Below are 24362 nucleotides of genomic sequence, written 5' to 3'. Positions count from 1 at the left end.
GAAGTTGTCGCCCGCATAAGCTGTTTCTTACGGCAGCGCATTACGCCACTTCCGCCAGGGTACGCAGAATTATCCTTATCGCCGGAGGGTTATAGCGCACCAAGTTGCTTCATTAACGTCAGATTATCTTCGATGTGCCAGTTTGCCGTGATTTTGCCTTTTTCCACCTGATAAATATCAGTCGCAATAAAATCGACGATCTGGCCTTTTCCTTTCAATTTCCCGAAGGTGCCGGTGAAATGCCCGCGAAAGTGAAGGTGTGATACAACGCGATCGCCGGCGATGATCATCTGTTCAACCTCGCAACGCAGATCCGGCACCGCTGTACGAAAACCTCGCGAAGCCAGGATGGCACCTTCAGGCCCTTGTTTTCGCCCTTCCGGCGGTGTTTTATCGATAAAATCCGCCGCCAGCGCCTTGCGTGCCAACGTATCATCACCGGTGTTCCAGAATGTTGCGTAACGCCGTGCCGCCGTCTCAACATCCGCCAGATGGGGTTGCGCCATACCCTGATCAATAATTAACTGTGCGGGTTGAATAAGTGCCTCATCGGCGGCGTGAGCAGCATAAGAAAGCGGCAGACACACCATGACTGCGGCACGCGTTAAATAATATTGTGGTCGTTGCATGGTTTATTCCCTGCTCCTGAGATCATTTGATTTATAGATGGGGTAATCTGTATAGCCTTTGTCATTACCGCCAAACAGCGTGGCGGGATCGTTTATTTCGTCTAACGGCAAATGGTTCTTTAGCCGATACGTTAAATCCGGGTTAGCAATAAACGGGCGACCAAAAGCCACCAGATCGGCCAGCTCTTCATTTAAAATCTGATCGGCTTTGTCCTTGGTATAATTGCCCGCGACGATAAGGGTGCCGTTAAAGGTTGCGCGTAACGCTTTACGGAACGCTAACGGTATTTGTGGCGCATCGTCCCAGTCCGCCTCTGCCAGATGGATATACGCAATGCCTTTTTTATCGCACCATGCCGCCAGCGCCAGAATCGCGTCAATCACCTGCGGATCATTCATGCCACGCTGAGTAATGAAAGGAGAAAGGCGAATGCCTGTACGCTCGCTGCCAATCGCATCGCTTATCGACGCCAGCACGTCTTGTGCAAAACGGATCCTGTTTACCAGGCTACCGCCGTATTCGTCCGTACGATGATTGGAGGTACGGCGCAAAAACTGATCGATCAGATAGCCGTTCCCGCCATGCACCTCAATGCCATCAAAGCCAGCCTCAACTGCATTGATTGCGGCCAGACGGTAATCCTCTATCACCTGCTGAATGTCTGCATGGCGCAATTCTCTGGGCTCAGTACAGTCAACCATCTGCCCTTCACCTTTCTCATTGACCACCCACACTTTGGCCTCAGAGGGCAACGCAGAAGGGGCAACAGGTTTACCGTCAGCGTGGAAACGCGCATGCGACATGCGGCCAACATGCCACAGTTGGGAAAAAATGATCCCTCCGGCGTGATGAACGGCTTGCGTCACCCGCCGCCACCCGGCAATTTGCTCTGCGGAGTGTATGCCCGGCGTCCAGGAGTATCCCTGTCCTTGCGGGGAGATTTGCGTTGCTTCCGTGATCATTAACCCTGCACTGGCGCGCTGCTGATAGTAATCGGCCATCAGTGCAGTCGGAATATTGCCCGGTTGCGACGAACGTGCACGGGTCATAGGCGCCATAACGATCCGGTTTTTCAGACTGATATGCTTCATCTGATAACGGTCAAAAAGTGAATGCTTGTCCACCGTAAACTCTCCTGTCTGCCATCAATGAAGTCACTTTACTTACCGAATTTAATTTTGATAATTGCAGTGAAAGCTGATTCTCTTTTCAGGAAATCCGAATAATGGGCAAACTCGAAGATCTGACGCTGCTGGTAGAAGTGGTGAAAGCCGGAGGGCTTTCTGCTGCGGGCCGGCGGCTGGCGCTCTCACCCGCGACAATGACCGCCAGGCTGAAAGCGATTGAAGAGCGTTACCAAACCCGTCTGTTTAATCGTTCCACGCGAGCAATCGGCTTAACGCGCGCCGGAGAAGCGTTTTTTCATGCCGCGTTGCGGGTGCTGGATGAGATGTCTTATGCAGAGTCCATTCTCACGCAGAAAGAGGGGGTCCTCAGCGGGAACATCCGTATTTCCGCACCGTCGGATTTTGGCCGGCAGTACCTGGGCCCTGCCCTGCTTGATTTCACCAGGCTGCACCCGGAGGTGAAAAGTACGCTCTATCTCAGCGAAAATGTCGTCGATCTGGTATCAAACCGTCTCGATATGAGCGTGCGCTTTGGCAATCTCCCGGACAGCAGTTTAGTCACCCGGCATATTCGGCCAAACCACAGGGTGCTGGTTGCGTCTGTAGACTACCTGCAACAGGCTGGCACACCCCAAAAAATTGAAGATTTTCATCAGCATCAATGCATTGCGATGGAATTACGCGGCATGCTGATGAATGAATGGCGGTTTGAACAACACGGAAAAGCCAGCACCGTTCGTATCACGCCCGCCCTGGTCTGTGATGATGGTGCGCTGCTCCGCCAGTGGGTACTTGCCGGTGCGGGCATTGCCGCTAAATCGTGGTGGGATGTAAAACATGATGTGGAACAAGGGCGGCTTAACGTCCTTTTTGCCGATAGCTTTATCGGTTTTAATCGACTGGATAAAAAAGATGTCGGCTTGCAGTTTGTTTACCCGCAACGGCGACTGCAACCATTGCAGATAACTGCTTTCACTGAGTTTTTCATCGACTGGCTTGAAAAAGCCTAACCGGCGTTCACTTTCTCACTGGCCTGCCTTCCACAGTGGTATCAAGCCCGCGTTTCTGCGGGCTTGTCAGTCATGCACGGGCTTACTTCCACCACACTTCCGCCTGCACGCCCACGGTGAACTGGTCGCTTTTCGCGTCGGCGAATTCAAACTGGCTGATGCCGTTATCCTGTACCTTCAGCCAGGTGCCGTAGAAGCGAATTTCCGGGCGCGAGGTCAGGATGCTGGTGTCCACTTTAAGCGCATGGTAGAGCGTGGTTTTATACCCCGACTCGTGATACGTCTCACCGGCGGTTTTATTTTTCTGATCGAACCAGGCAAGCTCCACGCCGGTCTGGTTATTGCTATCCCAGATATACGCCGGGCGCACCACTGCACGAACAGAATCGAAATCCGTGTGCGCGCCTGTGTTGTAGTCGTAAATGTCGTTCCCGTGGGCATACACCAGCGCGTGCGCCATCACCACATCCGGGCGTAAATAGTTCTCACCCTGGGAAATCACGCGGAAGGCTTTGCCGTAAGCATGCTCGCCGTAATACTGGTCGTTATAACCGAAGGTCGGGTTGGCGTCGGAAATCAGCGCGAAACCGCTGGCGATGGAGTTATCCGCCCCTTGTACGGTCAGCTCATTAAACCCGCCGCCGGTAAAGTTGTGGCGCAGGATCAGCCCGGCATGCCACGCATCTTTTACGCTGTAGTAGCTGCCGTTGTTCTCGTTTTTGCGATTGTCATCGGTTTCATTCGGCATCGCGTAGCGGCCAAAGATCTCCAGCGTCGCCTTATCCCACAGCGGAATGTCCTTGTAACGCACTTCGGCGCTGTTGGCATTCACCTGCTGGGTGTTGCCGGAAGTCGCGTAATCCACGGCGTGCGCTTTCACGTCTTCGCGGGTTAACGCCACGTTCAGCTTGCCAGGACCAAGCTGCCAGTTCTCCAGCCCAAGGCCGGAACCGGCATTGGTGCGGTGGCTTTTCCAGTCCAGCATCTGGATTTCATACACCGGCATATTGTGTTTGCCGACCCAAAAATCCGCTTCGGGCGCAAACGGCAGGAACCCTTTGGTGGTCAGGTAGATATCCGAGAACTGCAACACGTTTTCCGAGGTACTGTCGAACCAGCCCGCGTTGTATTGCTGGCCAACGTTACCGTCCAACATCACCACCGCTTTCGCCACCTTGCCGCCGGAATCGTAGACTTTTTGCGACAGTTGCAAATCAAACCAGGCGCTGTTTTCCTGGCCGAAACGCCCCAGCGAACCGATCGCATAAGACTTCGGCGCGCCACGCGTTCCCGTGGACCAGCCGGAACGGAAATAGCCGGAATATTCAAAGCCAATGTCGTTTTTCACGTACTTGCTGATATCCGCCAGCGTCACATCCTGCGCAGGCGTTGCGCCGCTGACTTTCGCGGTGCTGGTGGGTGCTGTGCTGTCGGTCGCAACGGCCGGGGTCTTATCCGCAGAGTGATGACGAGTACCGGTGGCCGCAACGGCTCCGCTGTCGGTATTTTCCGCTGGCTGGGCGAAATAGCGTTTATATTGCCGCAGCTCTTGTTTCGTCTCCTGTAATTCCTGTTTATTTGCCGCCAGCTCTTTTTCCAGTAATTCCAGTCGCTGTTCAACGGTCAACTTCGCGGCGATAGCACTATTCGATACAAGCGCTGAGGAGATTAATACTACAATCCATTTTAACTGGTGCTTTTTATTTATCGTCTTTTTATTCATAACAATAACCCTGTAGAGTAGCGTGACTGAGTAGTATTAATTCGGCAATAGCTGGCCGCCTGATGCGTTAAATTCGCATCCGGTTACCCATTAATTGCCTGACCAGTACGACGCCCGCACTGGTTATTTTTGTAATAATGAGATCGGTTATATTTTTTGCATAAGATATCCGCTAGTGAGTGACGTTTTACCCCTGGTAATAACCTGCCTTTTGCTGGCTGTGGCGGAAGCAAAAAAAAACCTGAATCATTTTTCCGGCGCTACTGCACACAGAAAAATCATTCAGGTTTTGCCCGCATCGGATACTGTCAAATACGGTTACAATCCAGTTTGTCTTGCGACAGAATACTGTCTTTTATTTTACTGACAAGCTCTGCATCTCCCCGCCTCGTTATTTTGTGAACTCGCGCAGAATTTCCACGCTATTCCCGCCAGCCCATTGCCGGAGCAACGTGTTTAAGAATCGACTCAATAACATGTGCATTATAATCAACGCCCAGTTGATTCGGCACCGTCAGCAGCAGCGTATCCGCTTCGGCAATCGCTTCATCCTGTCTCAACTGCGCAATCAATTTGTCCGGCTCTGCCGCATAGCTGCGACCAAAAATGGCGCGGGTTTTCTCATCCAGAAAACCGACTTTATCGCTATCATCACGGCTGCCGCCAAAATAGGCGCGGTCGCGGCTGTCCATCAGCGCAAAAATACTCCGGCTGACAGAGACGCGCGGCGTACGGGTATGCCCGGCTTCGGCCCAGGCATCACGGTAAGCACGGATCTGTTTTGCCTGTTGAATATGGAAAGGTTCGCCGGTTTCGTCATCTTTCAGCGTCGAGCTTTGCAGGTTCATCCCCAGTTTTGCCGCCCATACTGCTGTCGCGTTTGAGCCTGCCCCCCACCAGATGCGATCGCGCAGGCCTTCAGAATACGGTTCCGGGCGCAGCAACCCAGGCGGGTTGGGGAACATCGGTTGCGGGTTCGGTTTGGCAAAGCCTTCGCCTCGCAGCACATCCAGCAGCACCTCGGTGTGGCGGCGCGCCATATCAGACTCCGTTTCCCCTTCCGCAGGCTGGTAACCGAAGTAGCGCCAGCCATCGATCACCTGCTCCGGGGAACCCCGGCTGATGCCGAGTTGCAAGCGACCGCCGGAAATAAGATCCGCCGCGCCAGCGTCTTCCGCCATATACATCGGGTTTTCATAGCGCATATCGATAACGCCCGTACCAATTTCGATATGACGGGTTTTCGCACCAATGGCGGCTAATAAAGGAAACGGCGAACTGAGCTGACGGGCAAAATGATGCACCCTGAAATAGGCGCCGTCCGCACCTAACTCTTCGGCGGCAACGGCCAGATCGATGGATTGCAGCAACGCGTCAGCGGCCGAACGCGTTCCGGATTGCGGCGACGGCGTCCAGTGACCAAATGACAAAAATCCGATCTTCTTCATGACGTAGTTGTCCTTCTCTTCAGGGAAATAATCAGCAGAAGAGCACAGGCGACTGTGCCTGCGCGCTTCTGCTTTATGTCTCCCCTACTCTACGCATTGCGCGATACGAATAAATATCGTTTGTTTAACATAATGGTTCAAATTAATTGACTAACAGTGTGAGCAGAGCAGAAAGTAAACGGAAGCAGGAACAGGCGCAACGCCCCGAAACCTGTGAAATGTCGAACGGGTTCTGCTTTGAGGATGACGATATGACCCCCTTTCATCAACTTACCGCCACCAGTCTGGGCGGTCAGCCTGTTTCTATGGTCGACTACGCGGGTAAAGTGGTTCTGGTCGTGAATACCGCCAGCCATTGTGGCTTTACGCCACAATACGGCGGCCTTGAAGCACTCTACAAGAAATACGCCGCCCGGGGTTTGGTGGTGCTGGGTTTCCCCTGCAACCAGTTCGGTAAACAGGAGCCCGGCGGTGCCGACGACATCGCGCAGACCTGTCACATTAACTACGGTGTGAGTTTCCCGATGTTCGGGAAAGTAGACGTCAACGGAACCGCAGCACATCCGGTGTTTCGTTATCTGAAAAACGAATTGCCCGGCGTACTGGGTGGGCGGATCATGTGGAACTTCACGAAATTTCTGATCGGACGCGACGGTAAACCGCTCAAGCGTTTTGCACCGTTCACCACGCCGGAGAAAATGGAAGCCGCAATCCTTGCTGCACTGGAACGCTGAGTGATTCAGTAATTTGAACGATTCAGTTTCAGCGCACTGCCGAAAATTGATTATTCGCGGGAAGACACCTTCCGCGCTTCGCTGAAAGCAATACTGGTTTTCCCGGTGTCAGGTTTGTGCCAGGAGCGGATGTTGCGGTAATCGAGCTGTGTTAGTTAGTGAGGAACTGAAAGAAATATGATATCTTGATGCAACCTGTTGAAATAAAAGAAAGAGCACTGCACTGGGCTATCTGAAATTCAGGGGGATTTTGAGCATTCATAAATTTTATTGGCCGTTGTAATATCTGACTATTGATGCAAATCCTTTAAGGGAATGTTCAGCCCGTGTCTGAAGAAGCGCATTTTTACTTGCCCCGCATTCTTACCGCTAATCCTGTCAGCGGTAAAACGTACACTGAAGATGAGCTTCTGCAGGCATCACCGCATGTCATCATACTTGCGGAGCCCGGTGCCGGTAAAACCGAGCTAATGCATAGCCTTGCACGAAGGCTTTCGACTCAGCCGATTGAGGCTAACGCTTTTCGATATAGAACAGATAATGAATGTGGCCGTCCACTGGTGATCGACGGATTTGATGAACTGGCCAAGATAGATAAAGCCGGAATCCATCAACTGCTGGCGCAGGCTTTGAGAGCAAAACCAACCCACCTTATTGTATCTAGTCGCTCAAGTGAATGGAGCCATTCCTCGACATCTCAGTTTCGTAAGATCTTCAACGTCGCTCCGCTCGTGGTGTACCTGTGTGAATTCAGCCAAGATGAGCTGCGAATGCTCTTCCGTCATCTGCATCCAGACGAGGACTTTGATGGCTTTGTGAGAGAAGCTAAACGTTTCGGAGTCGATGTTCTGCTGTCAAACCCTCAGTTTCTTCATCTACTAGCAGCAGCCTATACAGAGAGTAATGGACATTTTTCGAGCCGGGAAGCGTTGTTTTCTCAGTCCGTCAGGTACCTGGCCCGTGAAGAGAATCTCGACATTACAGTTGATGAAGTTCCCCTGTCAGTTGATCAGAAGATAAACATCAGTGCTGAAATATTCACAAAACTGCTGTTGTCGGGGTCGGAAGGGGTTGCTACAAGCGAACCAGCCGAAACCCGTGTTTACCCCTTCATCTATTCGTTGGCTGCATCCGTTCCCTCACCGAAGGGAATACTAGCCACCAGGCTTTTCAGGCCTGGTTATCAGGCAGATCAGCATCGCCCCGTGCATAAAATCATTGCTGAGTACTCAGCCGCGGTTTATCTCACAAAACGGATTGCGGACACTGCCGATCCATTGACGCTTCGCAAGTGCCTGAGCGTAATTGCGCCAGGGCACTACGTGAGGGACGAACTCAGAGGTTTACTGGGTTGGATGGCAGCCAGTGGCGACAGCGCCATGCAGCAGAACATTATTCAACTCGATCCCTACGCCGTGCTGGCCAATGGTGATCCGTCGCGGCTTACGGTCAGCTCAAGACTTTTTCTGATCGGGCAACTTCAGAAACTTGAAAAAGACGATCCCTTTTTCCGTCGCAATGACGCCTGGCGTCGCTTTAACGTTACTGGATTTTTCACGCCGGAGGTCATTGACGCCATCAGACCGCTATTAACGCCCCAGGGTGAAGGCCATCTTAGCGGCCTGCTTTTGGAGCTTCTCCAAGGTGTTGATGAAGTTCATGCATTATCAACCACGCTATCTTCTCTGGTATGCGATAGTTCGCTCCCCCAGCACTCACGGTGGCTGGCCGCTGGATGTTTGCTTGGGCTTAAACATTATGATTTCAGGCCGGAACTGACGCTACTGCTTGGGGAAGCCACATCTGATTCTTTGCAGGTCGCGTCCGAGATTTACACCGTCGCAGGCCCTGAGACGTTTACAACCGCTGAGCTGGCCACATTCCTGCGTGCCTGTTGCGGACTGTATTCAAATCCGAATAGAGAAGATGACTACATCTCAACCGACCATTACTTTGTCGGCATCTTCATCTCCCAGCTTCCCATCACTTGCCTTGAACCTCTGCTGAACACACTTTCTGATGGGCTGACCTGTAAATGTCATAAAAAGGACTATGAATGCAATTGCCGCAACGGCATCAGCAAAATCATTGGTGAATTGCTGGATAACTACGTCGTTAATGTCGCCCGGCCATTGGATCCAGTTAGCATATGGAGATGGGTCGAAAACCTGAATTTTCATGACGCCGTTTCGGCGGACAGAAGTGAAACAGTTAAGACCCTTCAGCAGGATGCTACTCTGCGTCGAGGAATTTACCGGCACGTATTGTCCGGGCAATTTGATGCTAATGCCCTTAGAGATGCTCTGAATAACCATTTCCAAAATTCCTACCACGCCCACGCCGGTCTTTGTTTCAATGACGGCGATCGGGAATATCTGCTTAACATGGCCTATGCAGAAGAAAACGTGGAGCTCTGGCGTCTACTTTTCCCGCATCATATACGAAACCGTCAGATAGCTCGGATGCAAATTAGTACACTGAGGCAGACATGTCGCCGCCACGCTTTGAGTAAACCGCGTTTTATGCAGGTATGGGCAAGCGTGGAACGGGGTATGAAGTCACTGGGGCTACCCGATCCGAAACACACTCGTATGTCTCGCAGAATGAAACACCGCCGGGAAGCCTGGCGGGTAAAAAATCTTCAATGGATTGAATCAAATCGCGACAAGGTTTTGCAGGGAATGCAATGGGGACTTTTAGACTCCTTTGCAAAAAGACTACTGTCACAGCCTGAAACTGTCACCTCACATTTTGGTGACAGACATCTGGTTGAGCAGGCTCTAATCAATTGCTTACCGCACATTTCTTCGCATATACCCGAACTGCGTGAGCTAGCCCACCTCAACACTGAAGGGAAAACATACGGTGTGAGGTACATATTTTATGCGGCGTGTATGCTCCTGTTTGAGCAAAATAACACTCTTGCATCCCTCGATAACTCATTGCTTCGCATCCTCAGGACTGAAGCTGACTATGGTCGGGGGGAAGGTTCCCGATTAAGACATGACGCGATGATGACAGATGTGGACAGAATTTTATTCCCCACAGGTCAGGGTACAGACATTTTTCTGCGAGACTACCTTGAACCTCAGATCGAACATCCTCATCCCCCGTTGGAACTAATCATGCAGCCGTCAGTGTTTGATTCAGTCCGCGGGCAGTTTGCTGTCGAATGGCTGAGCCAGTATCAGGCACTGACTCTAAATACCGCCATCAGTCTTTTTAAGATTGCTTGCACAGAAGTTACTACAGCTGAACTTCGTTCTGTGATTACCCGACGTTGCGAGGAGATTCAGTCCTCATGGGACGACAGCACGGGTGACAACGATAGAGAGGGACTGCGTCTATTCTGGTTAATTCGGGCCTTTTATTTTTTGCCGGAGATCTCTGCGGATTATTGGCAAAGGATTATTGCCGACAAATGCAATCTGCTCAGATTTAGTTCGCTTACCAGACGTATAAATCGTGAAAACATACACCACTGGCCTTCACTAAGCGCGGAGAAATTAGGTGCGATTCTGGAGGGATTCATCGAACAGTGGCCTCTACTGCTGGCCACCTCCCAGCAGCAGAACCAACGCAACGATAATGGAGATGCGTGGCATATCATGTATGAGATTGCTGAGAGTCTGGGGGCAGCCGAGCCCTCCGAGGGGATACCAGTTGTCAGCCGGCTGTTGGATATGCCTTCTATGCGTCCTCTTGAGTCAGGTCTCAGAAGCTCGTTGGCAACACTGCAACGGGAAAGGTTGTTCAGGGACTATACACCGCCATGCGCCCACGATGTCACAGAAATACTGAACCACGATGTTGTTGTAACCATTGAAGGACTGAGAGAAACCGTTCTGTACCAACTGGGGGTGTATCAGCAGCACATTAGTAAGGGAGAGTTCAACACAATCAGGCTGTTTTATCCCAATGGGAAGCGGCTTGACGAAGAATCGTCAAGGGACGTCATTGCAGAGTGGCTTCGTAGCGCACTTCTGCCTCAAGGAATTTCTGTCGTTAAGGAGCATGAGGGAAATGATGAAAAACGCGCAGACATCTCTGCCACAAAAATGTACCGCAACAAGCGTCTTCTTTTGATGGTTGAAGTAAAGGGCCAATGGCATAGGGATATTTACACTGCAGCCTATGAGCAACTTTATGAGTTGTATTCTTTAACACCTGATGCGGGCATGCAGGGTATCTACATTGCATTGTGGTTTGGGCCACATGAGAAGGTCGCAAATGCACAGACACATGCGTTAAAGAGCGCAGAGGATCTTAAGCAGGCCATTATTGAAAAACTCCCGGTTGAGTTGCATAAGCAGATAGATGTGTTCGTACTGGACCTCTCAAAGGGATCTGTTTGATTCGGTAAGGACGTAATGAAATGCAGTTTCTGCAAGAGGACGGCTTCTGGCCGTCCAATGATCTAATTGCGCAGTGTTAAAAATGCCCGCTGCAATAAAAACTGACCTCTTTCCCTCTCCTTTAATAGCTGTTTCCTCTCAACTGAATGTGCGATGATCATATACCACCGCACGCAAATATGGGTTTAGAAGCGGCTTACAGAGGGTATATTTAATTGTGTCCATGCCACTGAAAGATTGCATATATTCAGGAAGGATGAACGTCCGCTCTTTGCTCAAGCGGCCTGTTATGCCTGCTTAAGATGAGACCTGGCGGGTCATTTTCATTATGCTGGAAAACGTGAACAGATAGCGGCGATAGCAGCCAACACCCACCCGCAGATCTGATGGTGGAAACCCACCACCACGAGGTAATCACAACTACTGTTTGTGAAGATCACGCTGCGCAAGCTGCAAAGCGAGTGTTTCGATACGCTCGGCCATTTCCCGGGTCAGCTCGGTCAACTGGGTATTTTGTCTTAGCAATTCCAGCAGTTGCGCCGACTGTTCCTCGGCGAGTATCTGGCGTTTCGTCATTGCGTCGTCCAGATCTTCGCGATGTTGAGCATCTGCCAGCGCATGCGCCTGATCTCGCTCCGCCTGCCGGGTTTGCGCCAGCAGGATCAGCGGAGCTGCATAAGCAGCCTGAATACTGAACGCCAGGTTGAGCAAAATAAAGGGATAGGGATCAAACTTCACGGCACCTGCAACGTTCAGAACAATCCACACGATCACTGCGATTGTCTGTCCTATCAGAAATATCGGCGTGCCAAAAAAACGCGCGAAGGCCTCTGCTTTTAACGCAAACCACTCGTCGCCAAACGTATGTGTAATACCCTTAAGGGGACGATATAACCGAAATTTTTTATCTGTATGCATATCAAAAAATTCCTGTGGGAGACGTTGCCAGGACCGCCGAAAGTGTTTGCCGTGGGTTCTGGTGCCCAAGCGTACGAAAATATACGCCAGGTATGTTATACGTTAGCTAAAGCGACTGCATTAAGCATACCTGCCCATTAACGCCGCCCACATTATCTCATCACCAGTATCACGTTTGCCCTTTCAGGTCATCTCGTCTGATGTTTTTCTTATGTTGGCGTAGATTCTGTGTAAGCATCCCGGTAAACCGGACCATTCTTTTTAAGAGGCCTTTCTGCATCATCAGCAAACTAAACGTCCGCTCCTCGCTGTGAGTTCAACGGGTCGATGCAACGCTATCCTTAATCAAGGGGGACGTTGCCGGGAAATCCTCATTCAGTTTGCCGCTCAGGACTGTGTTATTGGGTTATCAGCCCGCCGCCCAGTTGCTCGATCAGCAAGATATGTTGATCCAGTCTGTCGGCTTTCATTTGCACCACACTGCGATCGGATGCCAGTAACTGCTCCTGTAATGACAACACATCCAGCCACGGGCGGATGCCCGCTTTAAACTGCGCCGACACATCATCCCATGCGCTATGCGCCAGTTTATCAGCCTCTTCCGTCTGCGTGATTTGCTGCTCAAGGGACGTCATCCTGACAATAGACGTGCTGATATCGCCAATGGAAGAGATCAGCAGGCTGTTGTAATGGGCCACCGCCAGATCCCAGTCCGCGTTGCTGCTTGCCAGATCCGCCCGCCGTTTCCCGCCGTCAAAAATCGGCAATGACAGCGTAGGGCCAATATTGAAGAACTGACTGGGCGCGCCAACAAATGCATCACCCAGTAAGTTACGCGTACCGGCTTCGGCCACCAGGTTGATGTTCGGATAGAACGCCGTTTTCGCGACTTTGATTTGCTTTTCCGCCGCCTCAACGCGCCAGCGGGCGGCAACCACATCCGGCCGGCGTCCGACTAATTCCGCCGGGATCGTCGAAGGCAGCGTATCCTGCTGGACAAGCGTATTTTCGCCAGGTTTCAGATGGCGCCAATAATCCGGGCCTTTACCCACCAGCGTCGACAGTTTTATACCCGCCGTGGTGACATTTTCCTGCGCCTGTAATAACGCCGTTTGAGCATCGTTGTCGTTTGCCAGCGCCTGTTTATATTGATACTCCGGCGAAATACCGCCCTGATAAAACTGGCGCTGAATATCGCTGATTTTTTTCAGGCGATCGGCGTTGGCGGCAGCTATTTTTTCTAATTTCCACGCGGTATTCAGGTTATTCCAGGCTCGGGCGATATTTGCCGATAAACTCAGCCCTGCGGCTTGTTTATCCAGTTCGCTGGCTTTCGCATTGCCTAATGCCGCTTCCCAGGCGGCTTTTTTCCCACCCCATAAATCGAGCGCATAGCTGGTGCCCAACGAAGTTGTCCGCAGCGTACTGTAATTTTTACCTTCGAGCAGCGGGTCATCGACTTTTGCCACGCGGGAACGGGTAACGCTGGCATCCATATTGATATCCGGCAGTTGCGCCGCTCTGGCGCTCACCACGGCGGCATTGGCTTTATTGGCTCTGGCGTTGGCTTCCTGCAGGCTCGGGCTGGCAGCCAGTCCATCGCGAATCAGCGTATTTAATTGCGGATCGTTAAAACTCTCCCACCAGTTGCGCTGGGGCCATCGGGCCGGGCTCAGTTGCGCCGTCGACAACGTCTCTTTGGCCTGAAGCGTATCCGCGTTCAGTATTTTATTGCTTGTAGTTAAGCCTTCGGATGTTGCACAACTGCTTAATATCAGCGTAGCAAGAATAGAAAGGGTTACTGTTTTTCCGTGGTGATGGATTTTCATTATGCCATTGCCCTGCGCTCTGCAAACGTCATGTATTTTATCGATAATCGTTATTAATATCCTACCGTTTGCTTACACCCACAGGGATTATCTTTTAGTGCTTAAAAGATAAAAATAATATTAAAAACAACTAGCCCGGAAGAATAAAACACAAAGAAACCTCATTCTGCACATTTTGTGGAGTTTGTTTTTCAGAGTATTTCCACCGTTAATCCTATATCCTGTTTTATATATTCACTGTTATTTAAACCAGCTCTACTTGCACCACTGTTAAACACTATAAGTAATCAATAGAACCTTACAAAAAGCAAGAAAAATACAGGGTAATGTGATGACCAACTACCTAATGTAAACTTATCAGTAAAAAACAGCATGTTTTCAGTCGATGCTTGATCCTCTGCTGAACCCCTGCTTAAGTTAAATAACATCTCTCTTCCTGGAGTTATGTTCATGTCGCTGATAAAAATTAATGCCCCTCTTCTGTTTTTATTCTTCTTGCTGGTAGGGTGCGTCGCCCCCAATTATGATGCTGTTAGTGAACAACAGATCTCGTCAATCCAAAATGAGATCGATCTTAAGTTAAGCTCCTGGACCGAAGTCATCGATCGGGAGCAGAAGCCACTGTCTGAAATAAAAGAAATACAATACGCCAACAATATTGATTTCTATAATAAAGTTCAGGCTGATTTACGGAGTCTGGAAATAAGACTTTCGTTAAACAAGAATCCACAAATCAGGCAGCAACTCATTACATTCAGCCAGTCACTGAGTAAGCAGTTAACCACCTTCCAGAACGACCATAAGCAAAGAGGTTATCTCTTCAGGCCACAGATAGAAAACCAACGCAAGCTATTTAATGTGCAAATGAAATCATTACTGGCAACGCAGCAGCAGTTTAAGTCCTGAGCCACTCATTTCACTATATAACCGTGCAGGAGGATAGCAATGAGCTCAGATTGGGTGACGACCAGAAATGCCGTTCTTGATATTTTCAAAAAAGCGTTAGCTTCTGGCTGGAATACATTAAGTGATAATGCCAAAGAGCAAATCAGTGAACTGGTAGCTATTGCGCAGGATATCGATGCGAATAAAGATGAAATGGATGACAAGGCCAGAAAACAGCTTCTTGATAATCAAGCCGAAGCCGTAAAAAACGTTATACTGGCGGAAATGATTATTGCCGAGACTATTGTCATCAAGGCAATTAATGATGCCATTGATGTTATATTAAAGAATGCACCAAAGTTATTTTTATAATACACAGCCACACCACACTTATAGCCTGCCGGGTCACTGCGGCAGGCTTTCATTTATGTTACAAGCGCTCTTTTGCTGCCACACTGTCATTCAGCGGTGAGTTAATATTCACCGGCATTCCCGATCGCCGTTCCAGTTCGTCCGTTGCGCGGTTCACATTCACATCGCTCCCCTGCATCACTGCACGCAGCGCTGGTGTAATGGAGAGCGGCACTTTGTTTGTCGATTCAAATTCAGTGCGATTGCGTGACAATGGCTCGTGAACCTCAATCCAGCGGCTGCCGTCCGGCTCGGTGGTCGCTTTCACCGGTTGATCGATAATCTGCACGCGGGTGCCAACGGGTACATTGTCGAACAGGTATTTGATGTCGGCATTGCGTAACCGAATGCAGCCCTGGCTGACACGCAACCCGATACCAAAATTAGAGTTAGTGCCGTGAATGGCGTACAGCTTGCCAATATAAATGGCGTACAGCCCCATCGGGTTATCCGGCCCGGCCGGAACAAACGCTGGCAGGGTTTTACCCTGTTTGGCGTATTCACGTCGGGTATTGGGCGTCGGGCTCCAGGTCGGCCCGTCCTGTTTGCGCTCCACCGCAGTGACCCAGTTGCGCGGCGTTTCGCGCCCGGCCTGGCCGATGCCAATCGGTAAAATCTCCACCGTGTTCGTCTCTTTCGGATAATAGTAGAGGCGCATTTCCGCGACGTTCACCACAATGCCTTCGCGCACCGTGGCGGGCAAAATAATCTGCTGCGGAATGGTCAGTTGCGATCCCGCTTTCGGCAGAAAGGGATCGGCATCGGGGTTGGCTTCAAGCATATTACTCAACCCCTGACCGTATTTCGCCGCGAAAGCTTCGAGCGGCAGTGTGTTGTCATGGGGGACGGTGATAATTTGCGGGCTGCCCACCAGCCGGCTGCCTTCCGGCGGCAATGGGTAGCTCACCGCCAGCGCGGTCGGCGCAGAGAACAGCGCAATCAGGCTGCACAGCAATGTGAATCGGGGCATCATTTCCTTCCCTCAGGGCCAGCAGATATTTTTTATATCATAGCCCGCTTTATGCTTTTTCTCCCTTTTTACAGTGCGTTAACGCAATCAAAGTGCAAAACCGTAATGGGAGCCGTCCGGTAGCTCAATATCAATACGCAGTTTGCTTCCTGTCGCCTCGATGTAGCGTTTCAGCGTGGAGAGTTTAATATCCCGGCCCTGCTTTTCCATTACTGCAACGGTAGGTTGCTTAAGTCCCAGCGCTTGCGCCATTTCAATTTGCGTTTTCTGTACCCGTTCACGCAATTCGGCGAGGTGAATATTGAGCAGCATCTCCTGCGCAAGCACCTGTGCTGCGGCTACAACCTCGGGCTTTTGTTCTGTAATCAGCTGTTCCAGCGTTTTGCTCATCGCCTTACTCCCTGTTGTTGATAGTGTGCAGATGGTGACGGAACTCCCGATCTGCAGTGGGGATCATGACATCGTAAAAACGTTTTTCATGACCGGCTTTACTCCCGGCACAGAGCAGAATACCAACCCGCTGCGGGTCGAAAGCGAAGAATACCCGCAGCGGGTCGCCCCGGCTCTGTATACGCAGCTCTTTCATATTGCTGTAACGTGAACCTTTGACCGTATCGGCCCAGGGTCTGGGCAATCCGGGACCTTTCTCCCGCAGCACCATCAGTGCCGCCAGCACGCTGGCCCGATCACGCTCCCCCAACGTGCTAAACCAGTTATCAAACGTTTTTGTCATGGTTATCTGCCACACAAAGCACCTCGCAAATATAGCTCACAAACTATATAGACTCAAATCTATATTCGCATTATGTACAGCGTTGGAGACCGATGCATGCAGAGATAAATCGTCGCGGAAAGGTGACCGCAGCCTTTTTGCGCAGATAAAGCAACGTTGCAAATATTTGCGGGGAGGGATCGAAAGACAACAAAAAACCCCGCCGGAACGGGGTTTACGTTTTACAACTTAGCGTCAGGCTTTGGCGCGGCTGGCGATGATGTCGTCCGCCACGTTGCGCGGCGCTTCCGCGTAGTGGTGGAACTCCATGCTGTAGGTTGCACGCCCTTGCGACATGGACCGCAGCGTGGTGGAGTAGCCAAACATTTCGGCCAGCGGCACATCGGCGCGGATAATCTGGCTACCGAAGCGCTCTTCCATCCCCTGCACCATACCGCGGCGGGAAGAGAGGTCGCCCATAATGTTACCGGCGTACTCTTCCGGCGTTTCCACCTCAACATGCATCACCGGTTCGAGGATCGCCGGGTCCGCTTTGCGCGCGCCCTCTTTGAAACCAAAGATCGCCGCCATACGGAAAGCCATTTCCGAGGAGTCAACATCGTGATACGAACCAAACGTCAGGGTCGCTTTCACATCCACCACCGGATATCCCGCCAGCACGCCGGTGCCCATGGCTTCGCGCAAGCCTTTTTCCACTGAAGGAATATACTCGCGCGGCACCACGCCGCCTTTGGTGGCGTCTTCAAACACAAAGCCGCTACCCGGCTCCAGCGGTTCGAGGGTCAACACGACATGGCCGTACTGCCCTTTACCGCCGGACTGGCGCACAAACTTACCTTCAATGTCTTTCACCGTTTTACGCAGGGTTTCACGGTAAGTGACCTGCGGACGACCGATGTTCGCTTCCACGCCGAACTCGCGTTTCATGCGATCGACAATGATTTCCAGATGCAGCTCGCCCATCCCGGAAATGATCGTCTGCCCGGACTCCTCATCCGTGTGCAGGCGGAATGAAGGATCTTCAGACGCCAGTCGTTGCAGCGCGATCCCCATTTTTTCCTGATCCGCTTTGGTTTTCGGCTCAATCGCCAGCGAAATCACCGGCTCCGGAAACTCCATGCGCTCCAGGGTGATCACCGCATCCGGATCGCTCAACGTGTCGCCAGTGGTGACATCTTTGAGCCCTACGCAGGCGGCAATGTCTCCCGCGCGCAGTTCATCCACTTCGTGGCGATCGTTCGCGTGCATCTGCACGATACGCCCGATGCGCTCTTTTTTGCCTTTGACCGGGTTGTAAACCGCGTCGCCTTTTTTCAGCACGCCGGAATAGACGCGAATAAAGGTCAACTGGCCAACATACGGGTCGGTCATCAGTTTGAACGCCAGCGCCGAGAATGGCTCTTCATCGCTGGGATGACGCTCAGCAGGCTGGCCTTTTTCATCCACGCCCTGAATGGCCGGAATATCCAGCGGCGACGGCATCAGTTCCACCACCGCATCGAGCATGCGCTGCACCCCTTTGTTTTTAAAGGCGCTGCCGCACAGCATCGGCTGGATCTCCCCGGCAACGGTGCGTGCACGCAGCCCGGCAATAATGTCTGCTTCGTCCAGCGAACCGGTTTCCAGGTATTTATCCATCAACGCTTCATTGGCTTCCGCTGCCGCGGAGACCATTTTTTCCCGCCACTCCTGCGCGGTTGCCAGTAATGCCTCCGGCACCGGACCATAGCTAAAGGTCATGCCCTGGGTGGCGTCATCCCAGATGATTTCGCGCATTTTGATCAAATCCACCACACCGGTGAAATGCTCTTCTGCGCCAATCGGGATCACAATCGGCACCGGGTTGGCTTTCAGGCGATCGATCATCATCTGCACCACGCGGAAGAAATCTGCGCCGGGGCGGTCCATCTTGTTGACGAATGCCAGTCGCGGTACGTGGTATTTGTTGGCCTGACGCCAGACAGTTTCCGACTGCGGCTGCACACCGCCAACGGAGTCATACACCATCACCGCACCGTCGAGCACACGCATGGAGCGTTCCACTTCAATGGTGAAATCCACGTGCCCTGGGGTGTCGATAATATTGATGCGATGCGGCTCAAAGCCGCGATCCATACCCGGCCAGAAGCAGCTTACCGCCGCGGAGGTAATGGTTATCCCGCGCTCTTGCTCCTGCGCCATCCAGTCGGTTGTTGCCGCGCCATCGTGTACTTCACCCAGCTTGTGGCTCATCCCGGTGTAAAACAGGATGCGCTCAGTGGTGGTTGTTTTACCGGCATCGATATGCGCGGAGATACCGATGTTGCGATAACGTTCGAGAGGGATGGGTCGGGGCATGATGCGTCCTTAGTCTTTTTGACTGTTCGTTCGCGGCCGGAATTGGCCGCTATTCATTCACGGCACTTATCATAGTACAACTGTACGAGTATATTCGAACTATTTTTGCTATTCTAACGATTGGTTGAGCTGCAATTGACGACGTGGCTTAAACAATACAGTTTGCGTATAGTACCGGCCAGCCGCCGATACGGGCTGCTGCAAAAACCCGCAGCGCAACCGCCGACACAGGAAGATTATGATCGCTAACCACCCCGAACGTGAGCAATTTCGCCTCGAAAATGTGCTCTTTGCCCTTGGCAACCCTCTGCGGCTGGCCATTATCAGGCGGCTTGCCGACGGTAGCGAACTCAGTTGCAATGCGCTGCGCCCGCAGGACGTGGCGAAGTCCACCATGACCCATCACTGGCGTGTACTGCGCGATAGCGGCGTGGTCTGGCAACGTCCGCAAGGTCGGGAAAATATGATTTCGCTGCGCCGGGAAGACCTGGATATCTGTTTTCCCGGCTTGCTGGATACGCTGTTGCAGGTGATGCAACGCGAAGGGTAAGCGTTATTTCGTCTCCGGCAGCACAATATTGCTGCCTGCCAGCGTGCCCATGTTGTTGTAAATGGCGCAGGCGGCGTCCACCAGTTGCATCGCCAGCGCCGCGCCGCTGCCCTCACCTAAACGCATTCCCATATTGAGATACGGTTCCAGTCCTAAGTGCTCAAGCGCAATGCGCGCTCCTTTCTCAGCAGAAAGATGCGACGGGATAAGATAAGGCTTGATCTGCGGCGCAATGCGGCAGGCTGCCAGCGCCGAAGCATAAGAGAGAAAACCGTCCAGCACCACCGGCAGCCCGCAGGACGCCGCGCCAAGGATCACCCCACTCATACCCAAAAGATCGTAACCGCCAACTTTAGCCAACACCGCAAGACCATCGGCAGGATCCGGTTGGTTAACGGCAATCGCTTTACGCACGACCGCCGCTTTATGACCGAGCTGTGATTCCGGCAGATTTGCGCCGATGCCCACCACCGCTTCCGGCGCTTCGCCGGTCAGCACGCTAACAATTGCCGCCGCGGGCGTGGTGTTCGCCATCCCCAGTTCGCCCACGCCGAACAGTTTTACCCCCTGCTGCGCCAGTTCACGGGTATAACGGACGGTTTCCAGCAGCAGTTCTTCCGCCTGCTGCGCGCTCATCGCCGGGCCAGAGGCGATATTGCCGCTGCCGCGCGCCACCTTCATATTCACCACACCGGGGATGGGATCGGCGTCGATACCGACATCCAGCACATGCACTTTTGCCCCGGCCTGCGCCGCCAGCACACACACGCCGGTGGTTGCCCGGGTCATATTCGCCGCCTGGATAGCCGTGACCACGCGCGGGGAGACCGCCACGCCTTCGTGCCATACGCCATGATCCGCGCACATCACCACAATCGCTTTTTCCCCGATCTGCGGCGTGCCGTTCAGTCCTGGCATGCCCGCCAGTTGAACCGCCAGCGCTTCCAGCCGCCCCAGGCTGCCAACGGGTTTCAGTAAGCCATCAAGATGCTGCTGCGCCCGTTCCATCGCCACGTCATCGGGCGTGGGGATAGCTGCCAGTAATGCCGTCAATGTCTGCATAGTGTTTCTCATTATGTTGCGGGCTGTTTATAACAGCGCCAGAAGAAATACCAGTTCGCCAAGCTCAATAGCCGCGCCCAGCGTGTCACCGGTCTGCCCACCCAGCGTGCGTTTCAGCATCTGGCCGAGCACAAAGATAGCCACCAGGGTCACCGCCAGCGCGATAACCCCTTTCGTCCCCAACAGGCCGACGACCGCCAGCCCTGTTATCACCAGCGTGACCAGCGTATCCCGGCCGGAAACCTTGCCAATAAACAGATTCCCCAGCCCCTCTTCGCGGGCGTAGCGATGGCCGAACATCAGCAATACCGCAAAACCGCGCCCCACTGCACAGGCGGCGGCCAGCGCGGCAATCATGCTGGTGTCGCGCAGTTGCAACTCGCTGAGAGCCAGGATCTTCGCCACCAGAACAAACACCAGCGCCAGACCACCGTGGGTACCAAGGCGGCTGTCGCGCATGATCTCCAGCATCCGCTCACGTCGACGGGCGGAAAACACGCCATCGCAGGTATCCGCCAGACCATCGAGGTGAAAACCGCCGGTTAACAGCGCCAGCGCCAGCACACTAAACAGTGCCGCCAGCGGTGCACCGCACCAGGGTTGCAGCACCACCAGCACGATGCCGCTGAGCGCGCCCAACAACAGCCCGACCAGCGGAAAAGTCACAATGCCACGCACATAATCCGCTACATCCAGCCCCTGTACGCAGCGGCCCGGCACAGGCAAACGACTGATAAACGACAGCGTGGCGAAAAACAGCTTAATCATTTGATTTTGACTCCAATACCGGACACCACCAGCCAGACATGATCCGCCGCCTGCGCCAGCCGCTGATTCACGCGCCCGGCGATATCGCGAAAGTGCCGTGCCAGACGGTTTTCCGGCACAATGCCCATCCCCACTTCATTGGTCACCAGCACCACCGGCGACGGGCAAGCCGCACAGGCGGCAATCAGCGTCTCGATCTCTTGCTGCACCTGCGCTTCCAGCGCCGTGTAATCCCAGCTATCGGCATCGTCGCCTTCGCCATAAGCAAACAGTAAATTGGTCACCAGCGTCGTGATGCACTCCAGTAACACCGCTTCATTGGGGTCATTGTCAGGGGTAATAATTTCAGCGAGCTGTTGCCAGCGCTCTTCGGTGCGCCAGTGCGCCGGGCGACTGTCCCGGTGATGCTGAATACGCGCCGCCATCTCCTCATCGAAAATCTGCGAGGTGGCGATGTACAACACCCCGTCGGCGCTGGCGACCAGCGACTCGGCATGACGGCTTTTGCCGCTGCGCGCGCCGCCGGTAACAAGGGTTAACATGCTGGCTCCTGATGTTGCTGCATAATCTGATAAATACGTTTGATATCCACATGCTCACGCATGGCGCAGGCCAGCAGATCGAACTGCTGCGCTTTATAATGCGCATAACTGACGGCGGTATCCAGCGGCGGCAAGCCTTTACGCTGACGCAGGCCGTTGATGAACGCGCGGGTAAAGGCATCGCTGTCAAACAAACCGTGCAGATACGTGCCGAACACCCGCCCATCGTCGCTGACCGCGCCATCCGCCACGCGCTGCCCGGCTTTATGCAGCCACAATGCCGGGCGGCACCCGCTGTGCAGTGTGGTTTCTCCCATATGGATTTCGTAACCGCGCAAGCCAAGCCCGGCGCAGCCCGCCAGCCAGCCGGGTAACGTCTCCTGCAAACTCGCCTCCACAAGCGTTGTGGTTTTGTCACGGGCAAAACGGGTGACGGTCTCCAGCAGCCCCAGTCCCGGCAATGTCCCCAGCCCGGACTCCACCTCGTCAATGATCGTCTCGCCAAGCATCTGGTAACCGCCGCAAACGCCGATCACCGGGACACCCGCACGATGGGCATCCAGCACCGCTTTCGCCAGCCCGCTCTCACGCAGCCAGGTCAAATCGCCAAGGGTATTTTTACTGCCCGGCAGGATCACCGCATCGGCGCTGCGCAGCGCTTCCGGGGTGCGCACATAATGCACGCGCACATCCGGCTGGGCCGCCAGCGCGTTAAAATCGGTAAAGTTAGAAATGTGCGGCAACTGCACCACCGCAATATCTACCGCCCGCTCACCGGTGCGCAGGTATTTACCGCGCTGCAACGCCACGCCGTCCTCATCTTCCAGGTCAACGTCCAGCCACGGCATCACGCCGATCACCGGCACACCGGTCAGTTCTTCAATCTGTTTAATGCCGGGGGTGAGCAGCGCCACATCGCCGCGAAATTTATTGATAATCACCCCTTTAACCCGCCAGCGCTCATGCGCCTGCAACAGCGCCAGCGTGCCGTAAATCGCGGCAAACACGCCACCCCGGTCGATATCTGCCACCAGGATAACCGGGCAACCGGCCATCTCCGCCATCCCCATATTGACGATATCCCGGTCGCGTAGGTTGATCTCCGCCGGACTACCCGCCCCTTCCAGCACCAGCGCGTCATACTCCTGCGCCAGGCTTTGATACACGTCGATAATCTGCTGGCGCAGACGCGGTTTATAGTCGTGGTAGCTCACCGCGTCCATATCGGTCGCGACTTTGCCCATCAGCACCACCTGCGCCTTGCGGTCGCTGGTGGGTTTAAGCAGCACCGGGTTCATCCGCACATCGGGGAGGATACCTGCGGCCTCGGCCTGAAATATCTGCGCGCGCCCCATCTCCTGACCGTCCGGCGTAATACCCGAGTTGAGCGCCATATTTTGCGACTTAAACGGCGCGGTCTTGAGCCCATCCTGGTGAAAAATACGGCACAGCCCGGCGACCAGCACGCTTTTGCCCACATCCGAAGCGGTTCCTTGCAGCATAATGGCCTGCGTCATGACGCCTCCTTCACCGGCATCGCCCGCATACGGGCATAAAATTCATCTTCGCTTTTGCACAGCGGGAACCCCAACTCGCTGTGCAATTTAACCAGCCAGGGCTGCGTCAGCCCGGCTTCTTCAATCAGTGCCCGGCGGGCAAACACCTCGCCTGGCGCACCGTGCGTTAACAACTCGCCGCGCCGCAGCACGTACACGGCGTCGCAGATTTCATAGATTAAATCAATGTCATGGCTGGAAATCACTACATGATTTCCCTGCGCAACAATGCGCCGGATAAGGGTCAGCATCTGCGCACGCCCGGCAGGATCGAGCCCGGCAGTGGGTTCATCCAGCAGCAGGTATTTTGCCTGCAACACCAACGCACCTGCGATGGCCACGCGTTTTTTCTGCCCATGGCTCAGGCACTGAATCGGCTGATGACGAAACGACTGCGCATCCACCAGCGTCAACGCCTCCTCCACACGGCGGGCAATCTCCGCTTCCGGCACGCCGATATTGCGCAAACTGAAGGCGATATCGCTATCAATATCGGTATAGAAAATTTGCTGATCGGGATCCTGAAACACGGTAGTGACCTGCTGGCGCAGCGCCAGCAGTGCGCGTTTACTGTAATCCAGCGGTTTCCCCTGCCACTGCACCGTCCCCTTTTGCGGGCGTAAAATGCCGCTCAGGTTCATAAACAGCGTGGATTTGCCGCAGCCGTTCGCCCCCACCAGCCCGGTCACCGGCTGGCGGGAAAAGTCGAGGCTAAGCCCTTTCAGTATCGGTTCATCCTGGTAACGGAACCACAGGTTATCGGTGACCAGCATG

21 protein-coding genes are annotated in these 24362 nt (G+C 53.3%); 6 read left to right on the top strand and 15 right to left on the bottom strand.

Features of this window, described 5'->3' with window-relative positions:
* Nucleotides 1–89: 89 nt before the first annotated feature.
* A complete protein-coding gene (locus ACQ3G7_RS03120) occupies nucleotides 90–590 on the bottom strand; it encodes an ester cyclase (protein WP_430888900.1) in 501 nt (166 codons plus the stop codon).
* A 42-nt stretch (nucleotides 591–632) separates the two neighbouring features.
* Nucleotides 633–1754, bottom strand: a complete 1122-nt coding sequence (locus ACQ3G7_RS03115) for an alkene reductase (protein WP_430888793.1) — start codon at nucleotides 1752–1754, stop codon at nucleotides 633–635.
* Nucleotides 1755–1855: 101 nt separating this feature from the next.
* Between ACQ3G7_RS03115 and ACQ3G7_RS03110 the strand changes: the two genes are divergently transcribed.
* Nucleotides 1856–2767, top strand: a complete 912-nt coding sequence (locus ACQ3G7_RS03110; RefSeq protein ID WP_430888792.1) for a LysR family transcriptional regulator — start codon at nucleotides 1856–1858, stop codon at nucleotides 2765–2767.
* 82 nt (nucleotides 2768–2849) lie between these two features.
* Here ACQ3G7_RS03110 and ACQ3G7_RS03105 read toward each other — a convergent pair whose 3' ends face one another.
* Nucleotides 2850–4490 (bottom strand): carbohydrate porin, encoded by a 1641-nt coding sequence (locus tag ACQ3G7_RS03105; RefSeq protein WP_430888791.1) that lies wholly within the window; start codon nucleotides 4488–4490, stop codon nucleotides 2850–2852.
* A 422-nt stretch (nucleotides 4491–4912) separates the two neighbouring features.
* Nucleotides 4913–5938: an LLM class flavin-dependent oxidoreductase gene (locus tag ACQ3G7_RS03100; protein WP_430888790.1), complete on the bottom strand. Its 1026-nt coding sequence runs from the start codon at nucleotides 5936–5938 to the stop codon at nucleotides 4913–4915.
* A 251-nt stretch (nucleotides 5939–6189) separates the two neighbouring features.
* On the opposite strand from ACQ3G7_RS03100, the gene ACQ3G7_RS03095 reads away from it, so the two are divergent.
* The gene (locus tag ACQ3G7_RS03095) at nucleotides 6190–6672 is read left to right on the top strand and encodes a glutathione peroxidase (protein WP_430888789.1); all 483 of its coding nucleotides are present in this window, start codon (nucleotides 6190–6192) and stop codon (nucleotides 6670–6672) included.
* 326 nt (nucleotides 6673–6998) lie between these two features.
* Nucleotides 6999–11027, top strand: a complete 4029-nt coding sequence (eruA, locus tag ACQ3G7_RS03090; RefSeq protein ID WP_430888788.1) for an NACHT domain-containing antiphage protein EruA — start codon at nucleotides 6999–7001, stop codon at nucleotides 11025–11027.
* Nucleotides 11028–11447: 420 nt separating this feature from the next.
* Here the strand turns inward: eruA and ACQ3G7_RS03085 are convergent, their stop codons facing one another.
* A complete protein-coding gene (locus ACQ3G7_RS03085) occupies nucleotides 11448–11945 on the bottom strand; it encodes a DUF1003 domain-containing protein (RefSeq protein ID WP_430888787.1) in 498 nt (165 codons plus the stop codon).
* Between the two features lie 398 nt (nucleotides 11946–12343).
* Entirely contained in the window at nucleotides 12344–13774 is a 1431-nt protein-coding gene (locus ACQ3G7_RS03080; RefSeq protein ID WP_430888786.1) for an efflux transporter outer membrane subunit, read from the bottom strand.
* A gap of 450 nt (nucleotides 13775–14224) precedes the next feature.
* Between ACQ3G7_RS03080 and ACQ3G7_RS03075 the strand changes: the two genes are divergently transcribed.
* Nucleotides 14225–14680 (top strand): hypothetical protein, encoded by a 456-nt coding sequence (locus ACQ3G7_RS03075; protein ID WP_430888785.1) that lies wholly within the window; start codon nucleotides 14225–14227, stop codon nucleotides 14678–14680.
* Nucleotides 14681–14719: 39 nt separating this feature from the next.
* Nucleotides 14720–15031: a hypothetical protein gene (locus ACQ3G7_RS03070; protein ID WP_430888784.1), complete on the top strand. Its 312-nt coding sequence runs from the start codon at nucleotides 14720–14722 to the stop codon at nucleotides 15029–15031.
* A gap of 58 nt (nucleotides 15032–15089) precedes the next feature.
* On the opposite strand, the gene ldtA is transcribed toward ACQ3G7_RS03070, so the two are convergent.
* The 4 genes from ldtA to fusA all read right to left on the bottom strand — a co-directional run bounded on the left by ldtA (nucleotide 15090) and on the right by fusA (nucleotide 19110).
* Entirely contained in the window at nucleotides 15090–16043 is a 954-nt protein-coding gene (ldtA, locus tag ACQ3G7_RS03065; protein ID WP_430888783.1) for a L,D-transpeptidase, read from the bottom strand.
* 84 nt (nucleotides 16044–16127) lie between these two features.
* Nucleotides 16128–16430: a transcriptional regulator ProR gene (gene proR, locus ACQ3G7_RS03060; protein WP_430888782.1), complete on the bottom strand. Its 303-nt coding sequence runs from the start codon at nucleotides 16428–16430 to the stop codon at nucleotides 16128–16130.
* A gap of 4 nt (nucleotides 16431–16434) precedes the next feature.
* Nucleotides 16435–16788, bottom strand: a complete 354-nt coding sequence (locus tag ACQ3G7_RS03055; RefSeq protein WP_430888781.1) for a type II toxin-antitoxin system RelE/ParE family toxin — start codon at nucleotides 16786–16788, stop codon at nucleotides 16435–16437.
* Nucleotides 16789–17007: 219 nt separating this feature from the next.
* Entirely contained in the window at nucleotides 17008–19110 is a 2103-nt protein-coding gene (gene fusA, locus ACQ3G7_RS03050; protein ID WP_430888780.1) for an elongation factor G, read from the bottom strand.
* Between the two features lie 238 nt (nucleotides 19111–19348).
* On the opposite strand from fusA, the gene ACQ3G7_RS03045 reads away from it, so the two are divergent.
* Nucleotides 19349–19660: an ArsR/SmtB family transcription factor gene (locus ACQ3G7_RS03045; RefSeq protein ID WP_263100278.1), complete on the top strand. Its 312-nt coding sequence runs from the start codon at nucleotides 19349–19351 to the stop codon at nucleotides 19658–19660.
* 3 nt (nucleotides 19661–19663) lie between these two features.
* Here ACQ3G7_RS03045 and cobT read toward each other — a convergent pair whose 3' ends face one another.
* From cobT to ACQ3G7_RS03020, 5 genes are read right to left on the bottom strand one after another with little or no spacing between them, the layout of a single operon-like run.
* Nucleotides 19664–20722 (bottom strand): nicotinate-nucleotide--dimethylbenzimidazole phosphoribosyltransferase, encoded by a 1059-nt coding sequence (gene cobT / locus ACQ3G7_RS03040; protein WP_430888779.1) that lies wholly within the window; start codon nucleotides 20720–20722, stop codon nucleotides 19664–19666.
* Nucleotides 20723–20749: 27 nt separating this feature from the next.
* Nucleotides 20750–21490, bottom strand: coding sequence for an adenosylcobinamide-GDP ribazoletransferase (gene cobS, locus ACQ3G7_RS03035; RefSeq protein ID WP_430888778.1), 741 nt, complete (start codon nucleotides 21488–21490; stop codon nucleotides 20750–20752).
* Nucleotides 21487–22032: a bifunctional adenosylcobinamide kinase/adenosylcobinamide-phosphate guanylyltransferase gene (gene cobU / locus ACQ3G7_RS03030; RefSeq protein ID WP_430888777.1), complete on the bottom strand. Its 546-nt coding sequence runs from the start codon at nucleotides 22030–22032 to the stop codon at nucleotides 21487–21489. The genes cobS and cobU overlap by 4 nt, the downstream gene beginning before the upstream one ends.
* Nucleotides 22026–23549, bottom strand: a complete 1524-nt coding sequence (locus ACQ3G7_RS03025; RefSeq protein ID WP_430888776.1) for a cobyric acid synthase — start codon at nucleotides 23547–23549, stop codon at nucleotides 22026–22028. The genes cobU and ACQ3G7_RS03025 overlap by 7 nt, the downstream gene beginning before the upstream one ends.
* On the bottom strand, nucleotides 23546–24361 hold the full coding sequence (locus tag ACQ3G7_RS03020; RefSeq protein ID WP_430888775.1) for an energy-coupling factor ABC transporter ATP-binding protein: 816 nt from the start codon (nucleotides 24359–24361) through the stop codon (nucleotides 23546–23548). Before ACQ3G7_RS03020 ends, ACQ3G7_RS03025 begins: the two co-directional genes overlap by 4 nt.
* Nucleotide 24362: the final 1 nt, after the last annotated feature.

It is taken from the genome of Kosakonia sp. N21 (assembly GCF_050587465.1).
GTDB lineage: Bacteria > Pseudomonadota > Gammaproteobacteria > Enterobacterales > Enterobacteriaceae.
The sequence above is the reverse complement of the archived record's forward strand: the minus strand, read 5'-3'. Positions and strand labels throughout refer to the sequence as shown.

Bases quoted from the DNA above. Each gene is read 5' to 3' on its own strand.
- ACQ3G7_RS03120 (WP_430888900.1), bottom strand. From the start codon at position 590: ATGGTGTGTCTGCCGCTTTCTTATGCTGCTCACGCCGCCGATGAGGCA.
- ACQ3G7_RS03110 (WP_430888792.1), top strand. From the start codon at position 1,856: ATGGGCAAACTCGAAGATCTGACGCTGCTGGTAGAAGTGGTGAAAGCC.
- ACQ3G7_RS03105 (WP_430888791.1), bottom strand. From the start codon at position 4,490: ATGAATAAAAAGACGATAAATAAAAAGCACCAGTTAAAATGGATTGTA.
- ACQ3G7_RS03100 (WP_430888790.1), bottom strand. From the start codon at position 5,938: ATGAAGAAGATCGGATTTTTGTCATTTGGTCACTGGACGCCGTCGCCG.
- ACQ3G7_RS03095 (WP_430888789.1), top strand. From the start codon at position 6,190: ATGACCCCCTTTCATCAACTTACCGCCACCAGTCTGGGCGGTCAGCCT.
- ACQ3G7_RS03085 (WP_430888787.1), bottom strand. From the start codon at position 11,945: ATGCATACAGATAAAAAATTTCGGTTATATCGTCCCCTTAAGGGTATT.
- ACQ3G7_RS03080 (WP_430888786.1), bottom strand. From the start codon at position 13,774: ATGAAAATCCATCACCACGGAAAAACAGTAACCCTTTCTATTCTTGCT.
- ACQ3G7_RS03075 (WP_430888785.1), top strand. From the start codon at position 14,225: ATGTCGCTGATAAAAATTAATGCCCCTCTTCTGTTTTTATTCTTCTTG.
- ACQ3G7_RS03070 (WP_430888784.1), top strand. From the start codon at position 14,720: ATGAGCTCAGATTGGGTGACGACCAGAAATGCCGTTCTTGATATTTTC.
- ldtA (WP_430888783.1), bottom strand. From the start codon at position 16,043: ATGATGCCCCGATTCACATTGCTGTGCAGCCTGATTGCGCTGTTCTCT.
- proR (WP_430888782.1), bottom strand. From the start codon at position 16,430: ATGAGCAAAACGCTGGAACAGCTGATTACAGAACAAAAGCCCGAGGTT.
- fusA (WP_430888780.1), bottom strand. From the start codon at position 19,110: ATGCCCCGACCCATCCCTCTCGAACGTTATCGCAACATCGGTATCTCC.
- ACQ3G7_RS03045 (WP_263100278.1), top strand. From the start codon at position 19,349: ATGATCGCTAACCACCCCGAACGTGAGCAATTTCGCCTCGAAAATGTG.
- cobT (WP_430888779.1), bottom strand. From the start codon at position 20,722: ATGCAGACATTGACGGCATTACTGGCAGCTATCCCCACGCCCGATGAC.
- cobS (WP_430888778.1), bottom strand. From the start codon at position 21,490: ATGATTAAGCTGTTTTTCGCCACGCTGTCGTTTATCAGTCGTTTGCCT.
- cobU (WP_430888777.1), bottom strand. From the start codon at position 22,032: ATGTTAACCCTTGTTACCGGCGGCGCGCGCAGCGGCAAAAGCCGTCAT.
- ACQ3G7_RS03025 (WP_430888776.1), bottom strand. From the start codon at position 23,549: ATGACGCAGGCCATTATGCTGCAAGGAACCGCTTCGGATGTGGGCAAA.
- ACQ3G7_RS03020 (WP_430888775.1), bottom strand. From the start codon at position 24,361: ATGCTGGTCACCGATAACCTGTGGTTCCGTTACCAGGATGAACCGATA.